The 17,967-nt window shown below is 70.5% G+C and carries 15 protein-coding genes; 7 read left to right on the top strand and 8 right to left on the bottom strand.

Annotation, left to right across the window (positions count from 1 at the left end; all coding sequences use genetic code 11):
- Positions 1 to 171: 171 nt before the first annotated feature.
- A complete protein-coding gene (locus tag AB0877_RS18990) occupies positions 172 to 3,402 on the bottom strand; it encodes a S8 family serine peptidase (protein WP_366610239.1) in 3,231 nt (1,076 codons plus the stop codon).
- Between the two features lie 181 nt (positions 3,403 to 3,583).
- On the opposite strand from AB0877_RS18990, the gene AB0877_RS18995 reads away from it, so the two are divergent.
- Together AB0877_RS18995 and AB0877_RS19000 are read left to right on the top strand one after the other, a co-directional pair.
- Positions 3,584 to 4,084, top strand: coding sequence for a sigma-70 family RNA polymerase sigma factor (locus tag AB0877_RS18995; protein ID WP_366610240.1), 501 nt, complete (start codon positions 3,584 to 3,586; stop codon positions 4,082 to 4,084).
- A complete protein-coding gene (locus AB0877_RS19000; RefSeq protein ID WP_366610242.1) occupies positions 4,077 to 4,772 on the top strand; it encodes an RICIN domain-containing protein in 696 nt (231 codons plus the stop codon). The genes AB0877_RS18995 and AB0877_RS19000 overlap by 8 nt, the downstream gene beginning before the upstream one ends.
- Before the next feature lie 52 nt (positions 4,773 to 4,824).
- Here the strand turns inward: AB0877_RS19000 and AB0877_RS19005 are convergent, their stop codons facing one another.
- A complete protein-coding gene (locus AB0877_RS19005) occupies positions 4,825 to 5,487 on the bottom strand; it encodes a hypothetical protein (RefSeq protein WP_366610243.1) in 663 nt (220 codons plus the stop codon).
- 340 nt (positions 5,488 to 5,827) lie between these two features.
- On the opposite strand from AB0877_RS19005, the gene AB0877_RS19010 reads away from it, so the two are divergent.
- From AB0877_RS19010 to AB0877_RS19025, 4 genes are all read left to right on the top strand, one after another.
- Positions 5,828 to 6,886, top strand: coding sequence for a HupE/UreJ family protein (locus tag AB0877_RS19010; RefSeq protein ID WP_366610244.1), 1,059 nt, complete (start codon positions 5,828 to 5,830; stop codon positions 6,884 to 6,886).
- A 144-nt stretch (positions 6,887 to 7,030) separates the two neighbouring features.
- Positions 7,031 to 9,010: a metallophosphoesterase family protein gene (locus AB0877_RS19015; protein WP_366610245.1), complete on the top strand. Its 1,980-nt coding sequence runs from the start codon at positions 7,031 to 7,033 to the stop codon at positions 9,008 to 9,010.
- An 89-nt stretch (positions 9,011 to 9,099) separates the two neighbouring features.
- The gene (locus AB0877_RS19020; protein WP_366610246.1) at positions 9,100 to 10,167 is read left to right on the top strand and encodes a DUF916 domain-containing protein; all 1,068 of its coding nucleotides are present in this window, start codon (positions 9,100 to 9,102) and stop codon (positions 10,165 to 10,167) included.
- A 166-nt stretch (positions 10,168 to 10,333) separates the two neighbouring features.
- Positions 10,334 to 11,305 (top strand): NADP-dependent oxidoreductase, encoded by a 972-nt coding sequence (locus tag AB0877_RS19025; protein ID WP_366610248.1) that lies wholly within the window; start codon positions 10,334 to 10,336, stop codon positions 11,303 to 11,305.
- A gap of 4 nt (positions 11,306 to 11,309) precedes the next feature.
- Here AB0877_RS19025 and AB0877_RS19030 read toward each other — a convergent pair whose 3' ends face one another.
- The 6 genes from AB0877_RS19030 to AB0877_RS19055 form a co-directional block, all read right to left on the bottom strand.
- The gene (locus tag AB0877_RS19030) at positions 11,310 to 11,900 is read right to left on the bottom strand and encodes an HAD-IA family hydrolase (protein ID WP_366610250.1); all 591 of its coding nucleotides are present in this window, start codon (positions 11,898 to 11,900) and stop codon (positions 11,310 to 11,312) included.
- Positions 11,901 to 11,916: 16 nt separating this feature from the next.
- Entirely contained in the window at positions 11,917 to 13,173 is a 1,257-nt protein-coding gene (locus AB0877_RS19035; protein WP_366610252.1) for a sigma-70 family RNA polymerase sigma factor, read from the bottom strand.
- Between the two features lie 2 nt (positions 13,174 to 13,175).
- Complete coding sequence (locus tag AB0877_RS19040; protein ID WP_366610290.1) at positions 13,176 to 13,523, bottom strand: YciI family protein; 348 nt, start codon at positions 13,521 to 13,523, stop codon at positions 13,176 to 13,178.
- An 86-nt stretch (positions 13,524 to 13,609) separates the two neighbouring features.
- The gene (locus AB0877_RS19045; RefSeq protein WP_366610253.1) at positions 13,610 to 14,806 is read right to left on the bottom strand and encodes a low temperature requirement protein A; all 1,197 of its coding nucleotides are present in this window, start codon (positions 14,804 to 14,806) and stop codon (positions 13,610 to 13,612) included.
- Between the two features lie 80 nt (positions 14,807 to 14,886).
- On the bottom strand, positions 14,887 to 15,930 hold the full coding sequence (gene trpS / locus AB0877_RS19050; protein WP_366610255.1) for a tryptophan--tRNA ligase: 1,044 nt from the start codon (positions 15,928 to 15,930) through the stop codon (positions 14,887 to 14,889).
- Between the two features lie 330 nt (positions 15,931 to 16,260).
- The gene (locus AB0877_RS19055) at positions 16,261 to 16,731 is read right to left on the bottom strand and encodes a PRC-barrel domain-containing protein (RefSeq protein WP_366610257.1); all 471 of its coding nucleotides are present in this window, start codon (positions 16,729 to 16,731) and stop codon (positions 16,261 to 16,263) included.
- Positions 16,732 to 16,944: 213 nt separating this feature from the next.
- Between AB0877_RS19055 and AB0877_RS19060 the strand changes: the two genes are divergently transcribed.
- Positions 16,945 to 17,196, top strand: coding sequence for a hypothetical protein (locus tag AB0877_RS19060; RefSeq protein WP_366610259.1), 252 nt, complete (start codon positions 16,945 to 16,947; stop codon positions 17,194 to 17,196).
- Positions 17,197 to 17,967: the final 771 nt, after the last annotated feature.

Below are 17,967 nucleotides of genomic sequence, written 5' to 3' on the forward strand. Positions count from 1 at the left end.
GAGGTCACTCGCCGGCGCCTTCTGCTCACACCTCTGATTCCACCCTGTCAGCGGAGTCGGTGCACCGTGTCCTCGGTCACCGCTCCGGAACGACAGCCGCGACAGCGGTCAGTGCCGGTGGTGAAGGTCCGGGGCGGTGGCTCCGACCGCCGCCCCGGACCGGGCGATGCGTCAGGCGACCCGGTAGGCCCGCTGGATCGTCTGGGTGACCGTGTTGCCGGCCGTGTCGGTGGCGGTCAGTCGCAGCGAGACGAAACCGGCCCGTCGTGGGTGACTGATCAGCGCGACGTTCCGGATCACCGGCAGGGCGACCCACGTCCGGCCGTCGTCGAACGACGCGGACACGCCGAGTGTGCGGTTCGGCGCTGCCTTCGAACCGGCCTGGCGGTCCAGCGCCACCGGGATCGTCATGATCCGGCCGGTCCGTGCCGTGTTGGTGGCGTCGAGCACGGGCGTCGGGCGGGCCGTGGTGAGCGGCAGCCGCTCCGGCGACGTGGTGCGCGCCGAGGTGAAGGTCCAGGCCACCGAGGCCGACGTCGACAGGGTGTCCGGTGCGCCCCGGGTGGCGGTCGCCTCCAGCCGGTAGGTGGCCTTTCCGGCGGGCACCGCGAAGTCGGCCCACGGGCTGTCCGACGTGCCGATCTCCTTACCGTCGCGCAGCAGCCGGAACCGTACCGGCTGGTCGTCGCGGCTCGCGGGGCGACCGCTCGCGTCGCCGAACAGAGGCACCGACGCGATCGAGATGGTGTCGCCGTCGCGGCCCGCGTACCCCAGGGGTGACAGGGTCGGTGCCTGTGCCACGGTGGGCCCGAAGGGTGCCGCGTTCCAGGTCTGGCTGTACGTACGGCCCGATCTGAAGGTCGAATCCTGCGTCGTGAGGTTGTCCCCCTCGACGAACGTGGACGTCCAGACGATGCCGCCGTCGGTGTTGTAGTACTCGGTGCCCGTGAACGGCAGGTCGACGGGCGTGTTCGACCCGATCGGGCCCGAGCCTCCGGGCGCCGAAGCGCGGTGGAAACGGGTGGCCGTCGCCGCCGTGGACTGGCTGCGGTAGGTCGTTCTGACCGTGGCGAGGTTCTTCGGTGACAGCTTCCTGGTCAGGCCGGTGAACATGTCGCCCTTGCCGACGTACGCCAGGTCGTAGGTGTAGGGGCTGTTGCGGAAGGTGCCGTCCCTGCCCGGTCGGGCGAGCCCGACGCCCAGCGTCGCGGTGAACTCGGGTGCCGCGACGGCGGGCCCGAGCCGGCCGAAGAAGACGTCGCCGAAGGACACGCCGCTGAGTTGGACGCCCGGGTAGCGCATGCCGTCGTCCCAGTTGGCGCTCACGTTGATCGAGGTCGGCGCGGCGTCGTGCTGCGGCACTGTCACCGCGACCGGTTTGGCGGTTCGGGCGTCGACCGCCTCGGTGACCGGGCCGCGTACGTCCAGGACCGGCTGCGCGAGCAGTGTCGACACCGTGCCCTCGTGGAGGGTGCTGTACAACGCGTACCGCCCCTTGGGCAGCCGCAGGACGCCACCGCCCGGTGTCGCGGGGAGGGTGCTGAACTCGCCGGTGGTCAGGTTCGCCGCCACCGTCGTGTACTCGGTGGCCGGTCTGCCGTCCCGTCCGGTGTGGTTGAGCCGTACGTCATAGCTCTCGATCTCACGGTTCAACACGAAGGGCGTCCGTACCCGCAGGTCGCCGGCACCGGTCGCGGTCAGCGCGCCCTGGTAGACGCCGTCCGGGGCGTCCACCCGGGTGTCCACCGTGATCGTCGCCTCGGCCCGACCTCCGGCCGGCACCACCAGCGTGGCCGGGCTGACGGTGAGCATGCCGGCCGGGGCCGGAGCGATGGCCAGCGTCAGGGTGACCGGCGCGGTGCCCGTGTTGCGGTAGCCGACGACCTGGGTGATCGGGCTGTCGTCGGCGTGCGGCCAGCGCTGCACCGGGAAGTCGATGGCGGCGATGTCGGTGGCGACCGGCTGGGCGACCGCGCGGGCGATGTCCACCCGGCCGGCGCCCTGCTCGTAGATGGTGTCCTGGCCGGTCGGCTTGGCCGAGTCCATCAGGGCGGCCTTGAGCTGCGGCCCGGTCCAGTCCGGGTGCTGGCCGGCGAGAATCGCGGCGGTGCCGGCGACGTGCGGGGTCGCCATCGACGTACCCGACATGGTGGCGTAGTCGCCGCCGGGGGCGGCCGCGACGATGTCGACGCCCGGAGCGCTGATCTCGGGCTTGATGTGGTTGTCGCCGACGCGCGGGCCCCGGCTGGAGAAGTAGGCCCGCTGATCGTCGGCGTCCACGGCGGCGACGGCGAGAGCGTCGTCGGCGGAGGCCGGCGAGGAGACCGACTTCGGCTTGCCCTCGTTGCCGGCCGCGACCACGAACAGAGTGCCGTACCGGTGACTCAGCTCCTGGACCGCGGTCTCCAACGGGTCGAGGCCGGGTGCGTCGTCGCCGCCCACGCTCAGGTTGACCACCCGGGTCTGCGGCGCGAGCCACTGCATCCCGGTGATGATGTCCGAGTCCTGGCATTCGGTGGTGGCGCAGACCTTGCCGACGAGCAGCTTCGCCCCCGGCGCGACCCCGCGGTACCGCCCGCCGGAGGCAGCGCCGCTGCCGACGATCGTCGATGCCACGTGGGTGCCGTGGCCAACCGAGTCACCGGGATCGTTGCCGCCGGTGAAGTCCCGGACCTCGGCGAGGTGGCCGGCGAAGTCGGGGTGGCTGGCGTCGATCCCGGTGTCCAGCACGCCGACGGTGACGCCGGTGCCGTCGAAACCCGCCTGCCACGCCGCCGGGGCACCGATCTGCGGCACGCTGCGATCGAGGGAAACCTTGCGCTTGCCATCCAGCCAGATGTGGGTGATTCCGGTGGTGAGGGTGCGCGCGGACGGCGTACCACCGGTGAGCGACGCCCAGAGCGTCACCCGGTCGTCCCGGTCCGCGCGGACCGCGAGCGCGTGCGCGGCCGGGAGATCGGCCCGCACCCGGCCGGCACCCCCGGTGGTCGCGGTCCGGGCCCGCGCCGCCATGTTCTCGGGGTACGCGACCAGCAGCGGCAGTTCGGCTGCCCGGTCGTCGTAGCCGAACTCGCCGAGCGTGCTGAGGTCGAACAGGCGTCGATCGAGCCGCCCGTCCCGCACCAGCGGCATCGCGTCCACCGGGATCACATACTGGTGACCGTCCTCCCGGCTGCTCAGGAACCGCATTCCGGCGCGACCCGGCCCGCGTTGGATCTGCGGGCGCCCGGCCGCGTCCAACGAAACCCGGTCACCGGTGATCAGCGTGAAGGTCCCGTGGGTGCCGGGGGCCGTGGCCGTCGGCGTCTCCTGCGCGTTCGCCGGTTGGGCGATCAGGCCCGCCGCAACCAGCGCGGTCGCGAGTACGCCGGCTGTCAGGGCGCGTCGTTGCCGTCGTCGCACATCGTCCTCTCCGCCACGGGCGTCTCCCGGGTCGGCACGATGACGCCTGACGAGGTCGCCAGGTTGATCACCCTGGTGTGACGGATGCCACAATCGCGCCCCGCGCCGACGTGACCGGTCCACCCTTGCGAGTTCCATGCGGCGGTGACCAGGGGACGAGGCAGGAGAGGGCACCGGTCGGATGCGTGACGCCGAAGAGTTCGACGCCCTTTACTCGGCCTGTGCGGGTCGGGTCGTGGGTCACGTGTACGCGCTCACCGGCAATCGCGCCGAGGCCGAGGACGCCGTCGCCGAGGCGTTCATGCGGGCCTGGCAGCGGTGGGCGACGGTGCGGGAGACGGACAGTCCGGAGGCGTGGGTCCGCCGGGTGGCCTCCCGGATCGCGGTGAGCAGTTGGCGCAAGGCGTTCAACCGGGTACGCGCACACCGCCGGGCCGCTGTCAACCAGGGCGTGCCCGGACTGAACGAGGACCACGTCGCGCTGTTGCAGGCGCTGCAACGGCTGAGTGCCAACGAGCGCCGGGCCGTCGTGCTGCACCATCTCAACGACCTCAGCGTGGTGGAGGTGGCAGCCGAGATGCAGGCCCCCGTCGGGACCGTGAAGACGTACCTCGCCCGAGGTCGGAGAGCGATGGCCGGGTTGCTGACCGATGCGCACCAGGAGGAGACCTCCCATGGCTGATCCGCGCGACGATCTCACCGCGATCGTGGACGAGGTCCGGCGAGTCACGACCCTGCCGGGAGCGCAGACGTTGCGGCAGCGCAGCGACCGGCGTCGGCGACGCCGGACGGCCGTCGGCGCGACGGGGCTGGCCGTGGTGGCCCTCGCCGCCGGCACCGCCCTGGTGCAGGCGCGCGACACCGTCGAGACGCCCGGCGTCGGCCCGGCCACCCAGGCCGCACCGCCGGTGGTCCCGTCCGCGACCACGTCGGCGGGACCGCAGGAGATCCTCGGTGGCCGGCGACAGGTCCAGATCGCGCTGCCCGGTATGCGCGGGGCCACGTTGGCGATCGACCGCGACGGCGATCAGGTCCGGGCCACCACCGAACAGGGCGTCGACGATCGGGCGCTGTGGGTGCTGCGCCCCGAGGGAGACAGGTACCGGATCCTCCTGGCCGCTGGTGCCGACGCGATCTGCATGACCGTCGTGCACGACGCCGCGCCGGGCAGCGTACGCGGTCGGCCGTGCGACGGTGCCGCCTCGACGCAGCTCTTCCGGATCGACCAGGTGCCGGACGGCAGTTACTCGATTTTCCAGGGCAAGCGCTACGTCCAGGTGGTCGACGGCACCAACGCCCTGGTCCCCGATCTGCCCGAGGGCCTGACCACCACGTACGAGTTCCTGGACCGCGGCCCCGCCCCGCGCTGAACCCGTCTGCGCGTACTCAGGGGGAGGGTGCGTGGCCGGGCCAGCCCGGCCGTCAGAGCCAGACCACGATCCCGGTCAGGTCGTTGAGGACCGCGGCCACGCCCGCCCGGATGGCCGACGCGCACCGGTCCGCGGTGAACGAGTTCGGGTCGTACGTCGAGGACATCCCGAGCCCCTCGCCCCGGAACGACGCGCCGTCCCAGTCGACAGCCGTGACGTTGTGGGTGGGCTCGGCGAGTTCCGCGCCGACCACGAGGAACTTCTCGTCCAGGTGGTTCGGGGTGACCAGCGCGAGCCCGTCGACGAGGTCGTTGCCCGCGCTGACGATGAGGTCCGGGCCCATCTCCATCGCCTTGGCGATGCTGGGAACGGTGTCGTGCGCACTGCCGACGACGATGGTCCTCAGGTCGACGTGCTCGTCGTCGGCCCATTCCTCGACCGCCGTCACGAGGGCCTTCGTCGGGTTGTCCGTACCGCTGGTCAACAGGACGACCCGGTAGTCCTTCGGCGGGTGGACGTCGGCCCACGAGCCGGGCCGTGGGGTGATCGTCGCCTCCGGCGCGGGCCTGGTGGAGGGGTCGACGAACCCCGGGCCGAGAGTGCCGAGGGCGCTGGGCGCCGGACGTGGCTCGGACCAGTCGCCGCTGGAGGTGCAGGCGGAAACCAGCGCGGCGGTCGCGGCCAGCATGGCGACGGCCCGAAGCGGGGGGCGCAAGGTGATCGTCCTCCGGGTGGTGGCGGAAAGTGCGCGTACTTCTTCGTATTCCTATCTCAATTCCGTTGACCGGTAATCGGTGGGCGGGCGTTCGGGGAAGTTGTTATCCGGCGGTTCGTCGGGGCGCGGGTTGGCGTTCACCCACGACATGCAACGTGCACTGGCCAACCGAGGGAGTCGAATGTCAGGCCGCATCCGCCGTACCGTTATCGTCGCCGCTGTCGGATTCGCCGCAGCGGTGGTTCCGTTTCTGGGCGCCGAACCGGCGTCCGCGCACGGCTTCTCGTCGACTGTGTACGCGAAAATCGCACCGGGAGATGAGGGTCACATCCGGACCGGTGTGGAGCTCGAATACGACCTCCTCGTCGTGTCCGCAGCGGATGCCGGCGACGACGACCCGCTCTTCCAGGCGGGAACCGCCGCGTTCGAGGCGGGCGACACCGCCGCCCAGGCCGCCGCGCTGAAGGGGCACGCGTCGGCGGTTCTCCGGTACGTCTCCGACCGGTTCGCGGTGAGTTCGCGGGGTGCGGCCTGCCGACCGGCCCAGGTGGGTGACGCGACGATCGGCGAGCGTGAGGGCGTGCCGTACGCGGACCTGCTGCTCGACTGGACCTGCCCGGAGCGGGCCGACGAGCACGTGGTGCGCAGCGGCCTTTTCCCGGACGGTGAGGGCTACGTCAAGGGCACCAAGACGATCGTCACGTACGAGATCGACGGCCGCTCGGGCAGCGCGGCGCTCGACGCGGCCAACCCGTCCTTCTCGACGGCGCAGACCTGGTACCAGCGGTTCGGGGAGTTCTTCCTTCTGGGCGCCGAGCATCTGCTGACCGGGATCGACCACATCCTGTTCCTGTTGGCGCTCATCGCCGGGTCCCGGCGGCTGCGGGAGATCGTGCTCGCGGCCACCAGCTTCACGCTGGCGCACTCGGTGACGTTCATGCTCGCCGCGCTCGGTCTGGTCGAGGTGCCGGCGGTGATCGTGGAGCCGATCATCGCGCTGTCGATCGCCGTCGTCGCCGGTTGGCACCTGTGGGGGATCTGGCGGCGTGGCGAGCACGCGGCTGACCTGGAGACGGCCGGGCGCGGTCACTTCAGCCTGGATCGGGCCGGCTGGATCCGCCTCGGCGTGGTGTTCTGCTTCGGCCTCGTGCACGGCCTCGGCTTCGCGGGCGCCCTGGGTATCGACGAGGCGTGGTCGTGGACCCTGCTGTGGTCGCTGCTGGTGTTCAACGTCGGCATCGAGGTCGTTCAGTTGACAATTATCGCTGTCGTCTTCCCGCTGCTGTTCGTGCTGCGCCGTCGTGCGCCGAAAGCCGGCCTCTGGGCGACCGGAGTCGTTTCTGCGGGCGTGTCCATTATGGGGTTGGTCTGGTTTGTGCAGCGCGTTTCTGGATCATGAGCAGGGCTAAGTAGTTCGTGAAGTGCAGTCTTTCGCAAGATCACGTTCATGGTCGGTTCATCGGACGGCGAAAGCGTGGAATTGCTTCCCCAGCGTCGGGTGAAGGCACAATCCATTTCTCTATTTGAAAAGGGAACAATGTCGATGACATTGAGCACCTCGACACGGGCCAGCGCGCTCGTGCGGCGGCGCCTGGTCGCCGGGGTCGCAGCCGGGTTCCTCGGTCTGGGCGCGGCCCTCGGCAGCGGCCTGACGGCCACCGCGAGCGCGGCCGAGTCCACCACGATCAGCAGCGTGATCCTCGGCGTCGGCGCCAACGAGACCCAGCGCATCGTGACCTGGTACTCCTCGGCCGACACCGCGCAGAAGATCCAGCTCGCCCCGACCGCCGAGATCGTCAACGGCGAGTTTCCGGCCGGCGCGGTCAGCTTCGACGCCGTCGGCGCGGCGAACACCTCCACCACCGGGTTCAACCGGCACGCCACGATCAGCAACCTGCGCGAGAACACGGCGTACTCGTACCGGGTCGGCGCCGAGGGCAGCTGGTCCCCGACGTACGCCTTCAAGACGCAGGACTTCGAGGGCGACTACGACTTCCTGTTCTTCGGTGACCCGCAGATCGGCTCCTCCGGCGACCGGCTCAAGGACCAGGCCGGCTGGGAGGACACCCTGAAGGTCGCCACCGCGGCCAACCCGAACGCGGAGCTGCTGGTCTCCGGCGGCGACCACGTCGAGTCCGCCAACGACGAGGGTCAGTGGACCTCGTTCATGGCCCCCGACCAGCTGCGTCAGTACCCCGTGGTCGCCACCATCGGTAACCACGACGTCGGCGGCAAGTCCTACGAGCAGCACCACTTCACCCCGAACACCGACCGCACGGCCCCGTACTACGACAACGGGAACCCGGCGGGCACCAAGTCCGGTGGTGACTACTGGTTCGTCTACAAGGACGTGCTGTTCATCGACATCAACAGCAACAGCTACAAGCTGCCGACCGACGGCAGCAACGCCGGCGACGCCGCGCACGTCTCGTACATCACCGACGTGGTGAACAAGCACGGCTCCGAGGCCAAGTGGAAGGTGCTGGTCTACCACCACTCCATCTACTCGCCGGCCAGCCACGCGACCGACACCGACAACAAGCAGCGCCGGGAAGACTTCACCACGGCCTTCTCGAACCTCGGCATCGACATGGTGCTGCAGGGTCACGACCACAGCTACTCGCGCAGCTACTCCATCAAGAACGGCCAGAAGGAGAACCCGGCCGAGAAGCCGGGTGCCGCAGACGTCTTCCCCGGCCCGGGCGGCGTCATCTACGTGACCGCCAACTCGGCCTCCGGCTCGAAGTACTACGACATCAAGAAGCCGGACGCCACCGGCACCGGCATCAAGGGCAACGGCCCGGACCCGCTGGACCCGAACAAGTACTGGTACAACTCGGTGCAGAACCAGGAGCACGTCCGCAGCTACGTCAAGGTGCAGGTGCGCGGCGACAAGCTGGTCCTGGCGAACGTGCGCAGTGGCACCTGCGCGGCACCGAACGCGTCGGTCGAGAACGGCTCCTCCTGCGTCAACACCCCCGAGGGGCAGCCGGTCGGCTCGATCGTCGACAACGTGACGGTGCACCCGTTCCACGGTGACGGTCAGGCCATCCAGGTCAACGTGCCGAACCCGGCTCCGGGCGAGTTCGGCTGGACGATCGACGGCTACAACGGTCTGGTCGACCTGGGCACCGCGCAGGAGCGCAACGGCACCTACTTCCAGGCCAACGGCAAGATCAACCCGATCCTCGTGTCGGACAGCCGCCGGTCGCTCGCCCCGTGGTCGATCTCGGCCAACGTCGGCGACTTCGCCGACGCCGACAAGACCTTCTCCGGTTCCTACCTCGGCTGGAACCCGTACGTGCTCGACGCCGGCGCGGGCGCCGAGGCCGGTGCCCCGGTCCTGTCGTCGCTCGACGACCAGGGCAAGGGCCTCTCGGTCTCCAGCGCGCTCGCCGCGGCCGCGCAGGGTCACCCGCGCGGCGGCGCCAAGCTCGGCGCTGACCTGGATCTGAAGATCCCGGACAGCATCGCGAAAGGCAGCTACCGCACCACCCTCACGATCACTGCGCTGAGCAGCTGACCGAACAGATCCAAGCGGCGGGGTAGGCACCTTCGGGGCCTACCCCGCCACCCATTGCGCCCCTCCCAAGATCACCTCAAGGAACTGACATGTACCCGTCCGTAACGCGCTGGAAGACACGCCTCCGTACGACAGCCCTGTCCCTGCTCGCCGTCGTCGCGGCGGTCGGTGTCGGTGCCGGTCCCGCCCTGGCGGCGGACGGCAACGTCGCCTGGACCGTCCGGACGGCCTCCAACGGCTACGGCGAGGCCAGGTCCAGCTACAGCTACAACGTCAACCCGGGCGGTGCCGTCGAGGACGCCATGGTCGTGGCCAACCGCGGCCCGGCACCGCTCACCCTCACCGTGTACGCGGCCGACGGCTTCACCACCGACGCCGGCCAGCTCGACCTGCTCACCAGGGACAAGAAGTCGATCGCGATCGGCGCCTGGGTGGAGCCGAACGCCGGCAGCGTCGTGATCCAGCCCGGAAAGACCGCCCAGGTCCCCTTCACGGTCGACGTTCCGCGGAACGCCACGCCCGGGGACTACGTCGGTGGCATCCTCACCACGCTGACCCAGGCCGACCAGGCTGAGGGGATCAACGTCGACCGCCGCCTCGGTATCCGGATCAAGTTGCGGGTGGGCGGCGAGCTGAAGCCGAACCTCGCGATCGAGAACCTCCACGTCGCGTACGCCGGCCCGACCAACCCGTTCAGCAAGGGTGACGCCACCATCACCTACCAGGTCCACAACGTCGGCAACGCGGCCCTGTCCGGCAAGCAGGCGGTGACCGTCTCGGGCCCGTTCGGCCTGCTGCGGGTGCGGGCCGAGGATGTCGCCGCGCCGCCGGAGCTGCTTCCGGGCGAGAGCTGGGACGTGTCGGTACCCGTGCACGGGGTGGCTCCCGCCATCTCGCTGGCCGCGACAGCGACCCTGACGCCCCTGCTCACCGACGCCTCGGGCTCCACCACCTCGCTCAAGCCGGTCCAGGTCACCGCGCACGGCTGGGCCCTGCCCTGGATGCTATTGCTGGTGCTCGTCGTGCTGATCGCCGTGCTCGTCGGGGCGTACCTGTACCGACGCCGCAGCCGGTCGCGGAGCAAGGCGCGTGAGGACGCCCGCGTACGCGACGCCGTCGAGCAGGCGCTCCGGGGCCCGGAGCCGCGGACCTCCTGATCACGGCACCGGTCACCTCGGCTGGCTCCGGCCGGCGGCGGTTCTCGCCCGCCGGGGCAGGGCGTGGGCGTTCGTCCTTGTGGGTGAACGACGCTCAGCTCCGGACCACGCCTGTTTCCCAGCCGGCATGCTGCGACGGTGACGCCGGCACGGAGAGGGAATCCACATGGTTGACGGGGATCTGCCAGAGCGGATGCAGGCAGCGGCCTTCGACGAGTTCGGCGGGCCGGAGGTGATCACCCTGCGGAAGCTGCCGATCCCGCAGGTCGCCGACGACGAGGTGCTGATCAAGGTGTTGAGCGCCGGTGTCGGGGTGTGGGACGCGTACGAGCGGCAGGGCATGTTGGTGCCGGAGGGCTCGGCGCTCCCGATCGTGCCCGGCTCCGACGGTGCCGGAACCGTCGTCGCGGCCGGCAGCAAGGTCACCGGTCTGGCCGCTGGCGACCTGGTCTACGTCTCCGCCAGCACCCGGCCGAAGGGCGGCCTCTACGCCGAGTACGCGTCGGTCAGGGCGGAGTACGTGGCGAAGGTGCCCGACGGTGTCCCCGCCGAGCACGCGGGCGCCATGCCCACCGACGCGCTGACCGCGCTGGCCGGGCTCGACGCGATCAGCCTGTCGGCCGGTGCCTGGCTGCTGATCTTCGGTGCGAGCGGCGGTCAGGGCCACCTGGCCGTGCAGTTGGCGAAGCGGCAGGGGCTGAACGTGATCGCCGTGGCGTCCGGGGCGGACGGCGTCGCGCTGGTGACCCGGCTCGGTGCCGACGTGTCCCTCGACGGCCACGGCGACATGACCGACGTGCTGGCCCGGATCCGGGACGCCGCCCCGGGCGGGGTGAACGCCATCCTGGCGATGGCCGGCGGCGCGACGCTGGACCAGCTCACCGAGGCGCTGGCCGACGGCGGGGTGATCGCGTTCGCCCACGGTGTGCGGCCGGAGCCGCAGGAACGGCCGGGCGTCATGGTCCGCGCGTACGACGGCGAGTCGAGCCCTCGACAGTTGCAGCGCCTCAACGAACTCATCGAGGCGGGGCCGTTCGTGGTGCACGTCGCGGAGAAGTTCCCGCTGGGCAAGGTGCGCGACGCGCACCAGCGCCTACAGACGTCGTACGCCGGCAAGCTCCTGCTGACGGTGGCCTGAGGCGTCAGGGCGTGCGCTGTTGCGGCACGCGTACCGAAGCCATGCCGGCCGCCGTCGCGGCCTGGATGCCCAGGTCGGTGTCCTCGAAGACCAGGCAGGACTCCGGGGGTACGCCGAGCTGCTGCGCCGCCAGCAGGAACGCCTCCGGGTCGGGCTTGGCCCGGGTGTAGTCGTCGGCGCAGACCAGCACGTCGAACCGGTCCAGCAGACCGAGCGCGTCCAGGGACGCGGTGACCGACGCGCGGGTGCTGCCGGAGACGACGGCGAACGGGACCCGCCGGTGCGCGTCGTGGATGTGCGCCAGCACCTCCGGCACGGCGGCGAGCTGCGGCAGCAACTCCTGGTAGTAGCTCTCCCGGCGCTCGACGACGGCCTCCACCGGCATGGTGAGACCCTGCTGCTCGTTCAGGGCGACGATGATGTCGGCGGTGGGCCGCCCACCCCAGGCGTAGAAGAGGTCCTCGGGGAACTCGCAGGCCCACTCCTCAAGGGCCCGCTGCCAGGCCAGGTAGTGCAGCGGCATCGAGTCGACGATGGTGCCGTCGCAGTCGAACAGGTACGCGGCGAACGGCCCGGGAGGCAGCGGCAGACTCACCCGGGAAGGGTACAGCTCACCCGCTCTCGACGGCTCTCAGCTGACTGAGCAGGTACGCGCGCTCCGGTTCGGTGCCGACCAGCGCCAACGCGCTGCGGTACGCGGCCGCGGCCTCGTCGTACCGGCCGAGCCGGCGCAGCAGATCGGCCCGCGCCGCCGGATAGGGGTGGTGGCCGCGCAGCCGAGGCTCGTCGGCCAACTCGTCGAGCAGCGCGAGCCCCGCCGCCGGCCCGTCCCGCATGGCGACCGCGGCAGCCCGGTTGAGCGCCACGATCGGTGAGGGCACCAGGCCGAGCAACACGTCGTAGAGGGCCACCACCTGCGGCCAGTCGGTGCTGGCCACGTCGGCGGCCTCGTCGTGCAGCGCGGCGATGGCGGCCTGCACGCCGTACGGGCCGGGCGCTCGGCCGGTCAGCGCGACCACCACCAGGCCCCGCCCCTCCTCGATCATCTGACCGTCCCAGCGTCCACGGTCCTGGTCGTCGAGAAGAATCATGGTGCCGTCCGGTCCGGTACGCGCGTCCCGGCGGGCGTGGACCAGCAGCATCAGACCGAGCAGCCCGGCGACCTCCCGCTCGGCCGGTAGCAACCGACGCAGGATCCGGCCCAGCCGGATGGCTTCCTCGGCCAGGTCGATCCGTTGCAGATCCGGGCCGGAGCTGGCCGCGTACCCCTCGGTGAAGACCGAGTAGACGGCCTGGAGCACCGTGGGCAGACGACCGGGCAGCTCGTCGGGTCCCGGCACCCGGAACGGGATACGCGCGTCGCGGATCTTCCGCTTGGCGCGGACGAGCCGTTGGGCCATGGTGGCGGGCGGCACCAGGAAGGCCCGCGCGACCTCGGTGGTCGTGAGGCCGGCCAGGAACCGCAGCGTGAGCGCGCCGCGATCCTGCGCCGCCAGCGCCGGATGCGCACAGGTGAAGAAGAGCGCCAACCGGTCGTCGGGCAGGTCGCGGTCCGCGTCGGCTGGCGGCGCGGGATCGGCCCGCTCCGCCTCCGCCTGCAGTACGGCGAGCCGGGTCGCCAGCACCCGGTCGCGCCGCAGCCGGTCCACCGCCCGACGCCGGGCCGTGGTGAGCAGCCAGGCGCCCGGCCGGCTCGGGACGCCGTCGGTCGGCCAGTGCGTCAGCGCCGCCTCGATGGCCTCGGAGGTGACCTCCTCGGCCAGGTCGAGGTCACCGAAGCGGCGCACGAGCGAGGCGAGCAGCCGGCCGCGTTCCTCCCGGAACACCGCCTCCACCGACGACCCGACGGCTGCCCCCTCACCCGGCACTGTCACTCCTGCATGTCGATCTCGAAGATCGGACGGACCTGGACCGAGCCGGTGCCGATGGCTCCGGGACTGCGGGCCGCCCACTCCAGCGCGGCGTCGAGGTCCGGCACGTCGATGACGTCGTACCCGCCGAGCAGTTCCCGGGTCTCGGCGAACGGCCCGTCGGTGATCGTGCGCTCGCCGTCCGGGTTGACCTGCACAGTGGTGCAGGTGGTCAGGTCCTGCAAGGGATGCCCGGAGACCCAGACCCCGGCGTCCTTCATCTCCCGGTCGTAGCGGATCCAGTCCTCGAAGCTGCACCCGTTGTCGACGACCTCCCCGTCGACCATGGGGCTCATGAACAGCAGCATGTACTTCACGTTTCGGCTCCTCTCGGTGCGGCGGGTCGCCGTACAGCATGACGACGAACGCGGGCCGGGGATATCGACACGGCGCATCAGCTTTTTCGTGGGCGTTCGTCGCGTCGGTCCATCCGTCGCTCGAACCAGGTCACCCCGATCAGGAGAGCGGTCAGCAGAGTGAGCGCCACCAGCGGCGGCAGGGACCGGCCGACCGGAAGCAGGGCCAGCGGCAGCAGCGCCGCGACGACCTGCGGCGGGTGCACCACGCCAACGGTCAGCCGGCGGAAGACCAACCTGCTGAGCAGGTAGAGGGCGGCACCACCGTAGAGCGCGGTCGCGGCCGACCAGCCGAGCCGGCCGGGGTGCCCCGACTCCTCGGTGAGCTGGGCGATCACCTCCTCGATGCCGAGCGCGACGTAGATCGCCCCGATGATCAGCGGAGAGTGCCCGAGTCCGTACGCGTCACCGGCGACGTCGCCGCGCCGCTCGCCCGGCACGTTGTTGACGGCCTCCCGAGCGGCGGGTGCCAACCGGTCGAAGTAGAGCCACCACAGGCACACGGTGCTGGCGAGACCGAGCAGCGCGGCGGCCAGCGCCGCGCTGACCGGTGCCATCGTCCGCGGCCCCGCACCGGCTGAGATCAACGACTCACCCAGAGCGATGATGAGCACCAGACCGAACCGCTCGGTGAAGTGGCCGACGCTGCGCACCTGCCACGGCCGGAAGGCGGACGCGACCCGGGCGCCACCGATGTCCACCAGCAGCGCGACCGTCCAGAGCGCGGTCTGGGCCGCGCCACCCAGCAACGCTCCACCGATCAGCGGGAACCACGCCAGCACCACCGGCGCGGTGAAGAACCGCAGCGTCGAACGGAGTGGCTCGTCCGTCGTGCTCACCCAGAACAGGATCACGAGCTGGACCGCCCGGCCGACCACGTAGGCCAGGGCGAGGGCGAGCGGCGCGTCGACGAGCCCCGGGCCCTGCGTCCACGCGTCCGGCAGCACCAGAGCGACCACGAAGATGGCCGCCATCGCCACCAGGGTGGCCGCGCGGACCAGGCCGACGTCCGCGCGCACCAGGTTTCCCACCCAGGTGTACGGCCCCCAGGAGTAGAGCAGCAACAGGAGCAGGAGCAGCCCCTGAGCAAGGGTGAGCGCGGTCGGTGACCCGGCCATGAACGTGATGACCCGGGTGAGGGCGAAGACGAAGACCAGATCGAAGAAGATCTCGAACATGGTGGTCCGGTGCGTTCCCGTAGCCGGTACCGGCCGAATGCCCGAAATCCCCCTCATCTCCGCATTGTGCGTCACGGGGCCGGGTGAGCCGGCCGGCCGCTCACCCGGTCCCTCCGCCGAGCACCGGACGTCCGACCTCAGGCCGAGGTCTGCGTCCGGCGTCGGCTCCGCTCGGCCCGCCGCCGCACCCGCTGGTACGCGCCGGTCAGCCCCATCGCCCGACGGACCTCGAGCACCGTCTGGCGTACCTCCTGGCGGGTTCGTTCCGTACCCTCGACGATCAGTCGGTCGACCAGGCCCCGGTCGGCTTCGATCTCGGCCCGCCGCTGCCGGATCGGCGCCAGGAACCCCTCCAGCGCGACGATCAGCCGTTCCTTGACCTCGACGTCGCCCACCCGCCCGGCCCGGTAACGCCGGGCCAGGTCGGCCACCTCGTCGCGGTCCGGATTGAAAACCTCGTGGTACGCGAAGACCGGGTTCCCTTCCACTGTGCCCGGCACGTCGGCCCGCACCCGGTTCGGATCGGTATACATGCCGAGCACCTTGCGACGCACCGTCGCCGTGTCGTCGGAGAGCGCGATCGAGTTGCCCCGGCTCTTGCTCATCTTGGCGGCGCCATCGGTCCCCACCAGGCTGGATGTGTCCGCAGCGATCAACTCGGGCACCGGGAAGACAGGGCCGTACAGGTGGTTGAACCGCCGGGCGATCTCCCTGGTCACTTCGACGTGCGCGGCGTTGTCCCGGCCGACCGGGACCACCTCCCCCTTCACGCAGAGGATGTCCGCGGCCTGGAGCACCGGATAACCCAGCAGCCCGTACGGCATCTCCTGCGTGCCGGCGTCGCGGGCCATGTCCTTGAGCGAGGGCACCCGTTCCAGCCGGGGGACCGTCACCAGGTTCTGGAGGAGGGTGTTGAGGTCGCCGACCTCGGGGATCGCCGACTGGAGGTAGAAGGTGGCGACGTCCGGGTCGACGCCGGCGGCGAGGATGTCGGTCACCATCTCGCGGGCGTTGCCGGCGACCTGGTCGATGTCCTCACGGCGGTTGCGGGTGGTGAGCATGTGCAGGTCGGCGATGATGAAGAAACTCTCGTAGCGTCGGTGCAGCCGTACCCGGTTGGCGATGCTGCCGACGTAGTGGCCGAGGTGCAGGCGGCCGGTGGGCCGGTCACCGGTGAGCATTCGTCGCGCACATCTGCCGCCCTGACCTGCCCTGATAGCTGTGCCACCGGGCGACGGACATGGTGGTGCCTCTCGTATCCGAAGGTGGGTCACGCGTGGGCGCGCGCCGAGCAGGGCTGGCTCAGCCCTGCTCGGTCAGCGGGATCGACTCAGCGAGTCGCCCGCCATCGCGCGCCGGCGCGAAACCGCAGACCACCGGCACGGAGGACGTTCAGAAGTTGCTCACGGCCATCGCCGGAGCCGGTCGGAATCTCGGACACCGCATCGAGGGAGCGGCCGTCGACCAGGTCGACCGCCTCGGATGCGCAGTTGCCCCTCCGGACCACGGCCTCAGATTACCCGCGGAATGGCGCCGGGAGGCGGGAGGTAGCTGTCGGCGTAGTAGGCGCCGACGCGTTCGCGGTACTCGTGGTCGGCCACTGCCGGATCGAACGGTGGCGCGTCCTTGATCTGCTGGCGGGTCCGGTCGACGTGCACGACGCGCTCCTGGTGATCCACCCGGTCGACCGTCCCGGCCGGCAGCAACACCTTCTGGCCGAAGATCCACGGCCCGGTGTCCACCACCAGGTGCCCGGCGTCCGCCTCGTCGCTCGTCTCGTCGATCGTGCCGATGCGGCCGTCGCTCGCCTGCACCTGATAACCCACCAGGTCGACGGGCGTACCCGGGCCGGGGGCGTCCGGGCCGTCGTGTTCACCCTCCTGGCCCTCCGCAGGGGTGACCGAGGGGGTGGTCTGCGTGTATCCGCCGGCCAGGGCGGACGGATCACGCCAGGCCCAGGGGTTGAAGATCGAGGTTTGCATCGGGCACCTCCAAAGGACGGTCCTCAGCTGTCCCCCTTCGCAGTGCCCATCCCGCTGACGCCGGAAACAGCCCGGCGCTCGACGCGGCGGCGCTCCTGCCCAGGCGCGGCAGGCCGTTCGCCGCGAAGAACTGGCCCGGCTGCGCGCCGAGGTCGCCGTCCGTCCCGGTCGCCGCCGGCCCCGTGAGCAGGTGCGCTGGCATACTCGGCTGCCATGGTGCTGTCGCGAGGGTGGAGTCTCTTCCTGGTCGGAGTCGGCGTCTGGACCTGGGTGATCTGGCCGAGGTTCGCGGTGGCCATCTGGCAGGACCCGCGGTCGTGGGCGTCCGGCACGGTGGCCGACGGCGCTGCCACCAGCTTCCTGTGGGTGCACGCGTTGCTGATCGCCGCGTCTCTGGCAATCGGCACCACCGCCGGCGTTCTCGGCGTCCGGGCCTGGCTCGCCGCCCGGCGGAGGGCGTCCTGATCGACGCTGCCCGGCGGCGGCCGTCCTGATCGCCGCTGCTCTTGCGGATTGGGCCGCTCGGCGCTGCCACTACGGACGGTCGCCGAGCCCTTCTGCTGACGGAACGGGTCTGACCTGGGGAAACTGCTCAGACGAGCGAATGTGACGCGCGCCGCTACCCGTGGATTTGACGATCAAACCCGCAGACGCGTAACTTTCTCTCTGCCAGCGCGGAACGGGGCAAACGGGGCGAAAGTCCTAGAGCGCCGAAACGGGATGGCAACCGGGTCAAGCAGGGGTTCGCTTCTGGGAGACACGGTCCGGGCGGGGCTCGCCGGATCGGCCGCGAGGCGGATTTGGTGCGGCGAAGCCGACCGGGTAAGGTTCACGACCGGCAGGGCACCGGGCGAGACTGCGGGAAACCGCAGCGGCCGGTCTGCCGAATCCGACGACCTGACGCAGCGGTTCGCTGCTGCGTGAGTGCGCCGGCGCTGACCCGTACGAAGCATGACAGACCGGGACACACGGTTTGACACAGCGCAGACGGTGAGGTAACGTAGTAAAAGTGCCCGGCGCGAGAGCGACGGGGACACGGTACGAAAAGCCCCGGTTGGGGTTCCACTGAGGTGGGGCTTCTGGTCGGTGTGTGGTTGTTCTTTGAGAACTCAACAGGGTGCTTGTAAAGCCAGTGCCAATTATGATTTATACCCCGGACTGGTCAGTTTTTGCTGGCTGGTTGGGATTCCTTTGGCAACATTTGTTTGTTGCCGGGATAGCTGTTCAACTCATTTT

It is taken from the genome of Micromonospora sp. NPDC047644 (assembly GCF_040704315.1).
Taxonomy (GTDB): Bacteria; Actinomycetota; Actinomycetes; order Mycobacteriales; family Micromonosporaceae; genus Micromonospora.

Excerpts from the sequence above, each read along its gene's own strand:
- AB0877_RS19015 (WP_366610245.1), top strand. The coding sequence starts at position 7,031 with ATGACATTGAGCACCTCGACACGGGCCAGCGCGCTCGTGCGGCGGCGC.
- AB0877_RS19020 (WP_366610246.1), top strand. The coding sequence starts at position 9,100 with ATGTACCCGTCCGTAACGCGCTGGAAGACACGCCTCCGTACGACAGCC.
- AB0877_RS18995 (WP_366610240.1), top strand. The coding sequence starts at position 3,584 with ATGCGTGACGCCGAAGAGTTCGACGCCCTTTACTCGGCCTGTGCGGGT.
- AB0877_RS19060 (WP_366610259.1), top strand. The coding sequence starts at position 16,945 with ATGGTGCTGTCGCGAGGGTGGAGTCTCTTCCTGGTCGGAGTCGGCGTC.
- trpS (WP_366610255.1), bottom strand. The coding sequence starts at position 15,930 with ATGCTCACCGGTGACCGGCCCACCGGCCGCCTGCACCTCGGCCACTAC.
- AB0877_RS19000 (WP_366610242.1), top strand. The coding sequence starts at position 4,077 with ATGGCTGATCCGCGCGACGATCTCACCGCGATCGTGGACGAGGTCCGG.
- AB0877_RS19040 (WP_366610290.1), bottom strand. The coding sequence starts at position 13,523 with ATGCTGCTGTTCATGAGCCCCATGGTCGACGGGGAGGTCGTCGACAAC.
- AB0877_RS19055 (WP_366610257.1), bottom strand. The coding sequence starts at position 16,731 with ATGCAAACCTCGATCTTCAACCCCTGGGCCTGGCGTGATCCGTCCGCC.
- AB0877_RS19045 (WP_366610253.1), bottom strand. The coding sequence starts at position 14,806 with ATGAGGGGGATTTCGGGCATTCGGCCGGTACCGGCTACGGGAACGCAC.
- AB0877_RS19025 (WP_366610248.1), top strand. The coding sequence starts at position 10,334 with ATGGTTGACGGGGATCTGCCAGAGCGGATGCAGGCAGCGGCCTTCGAC.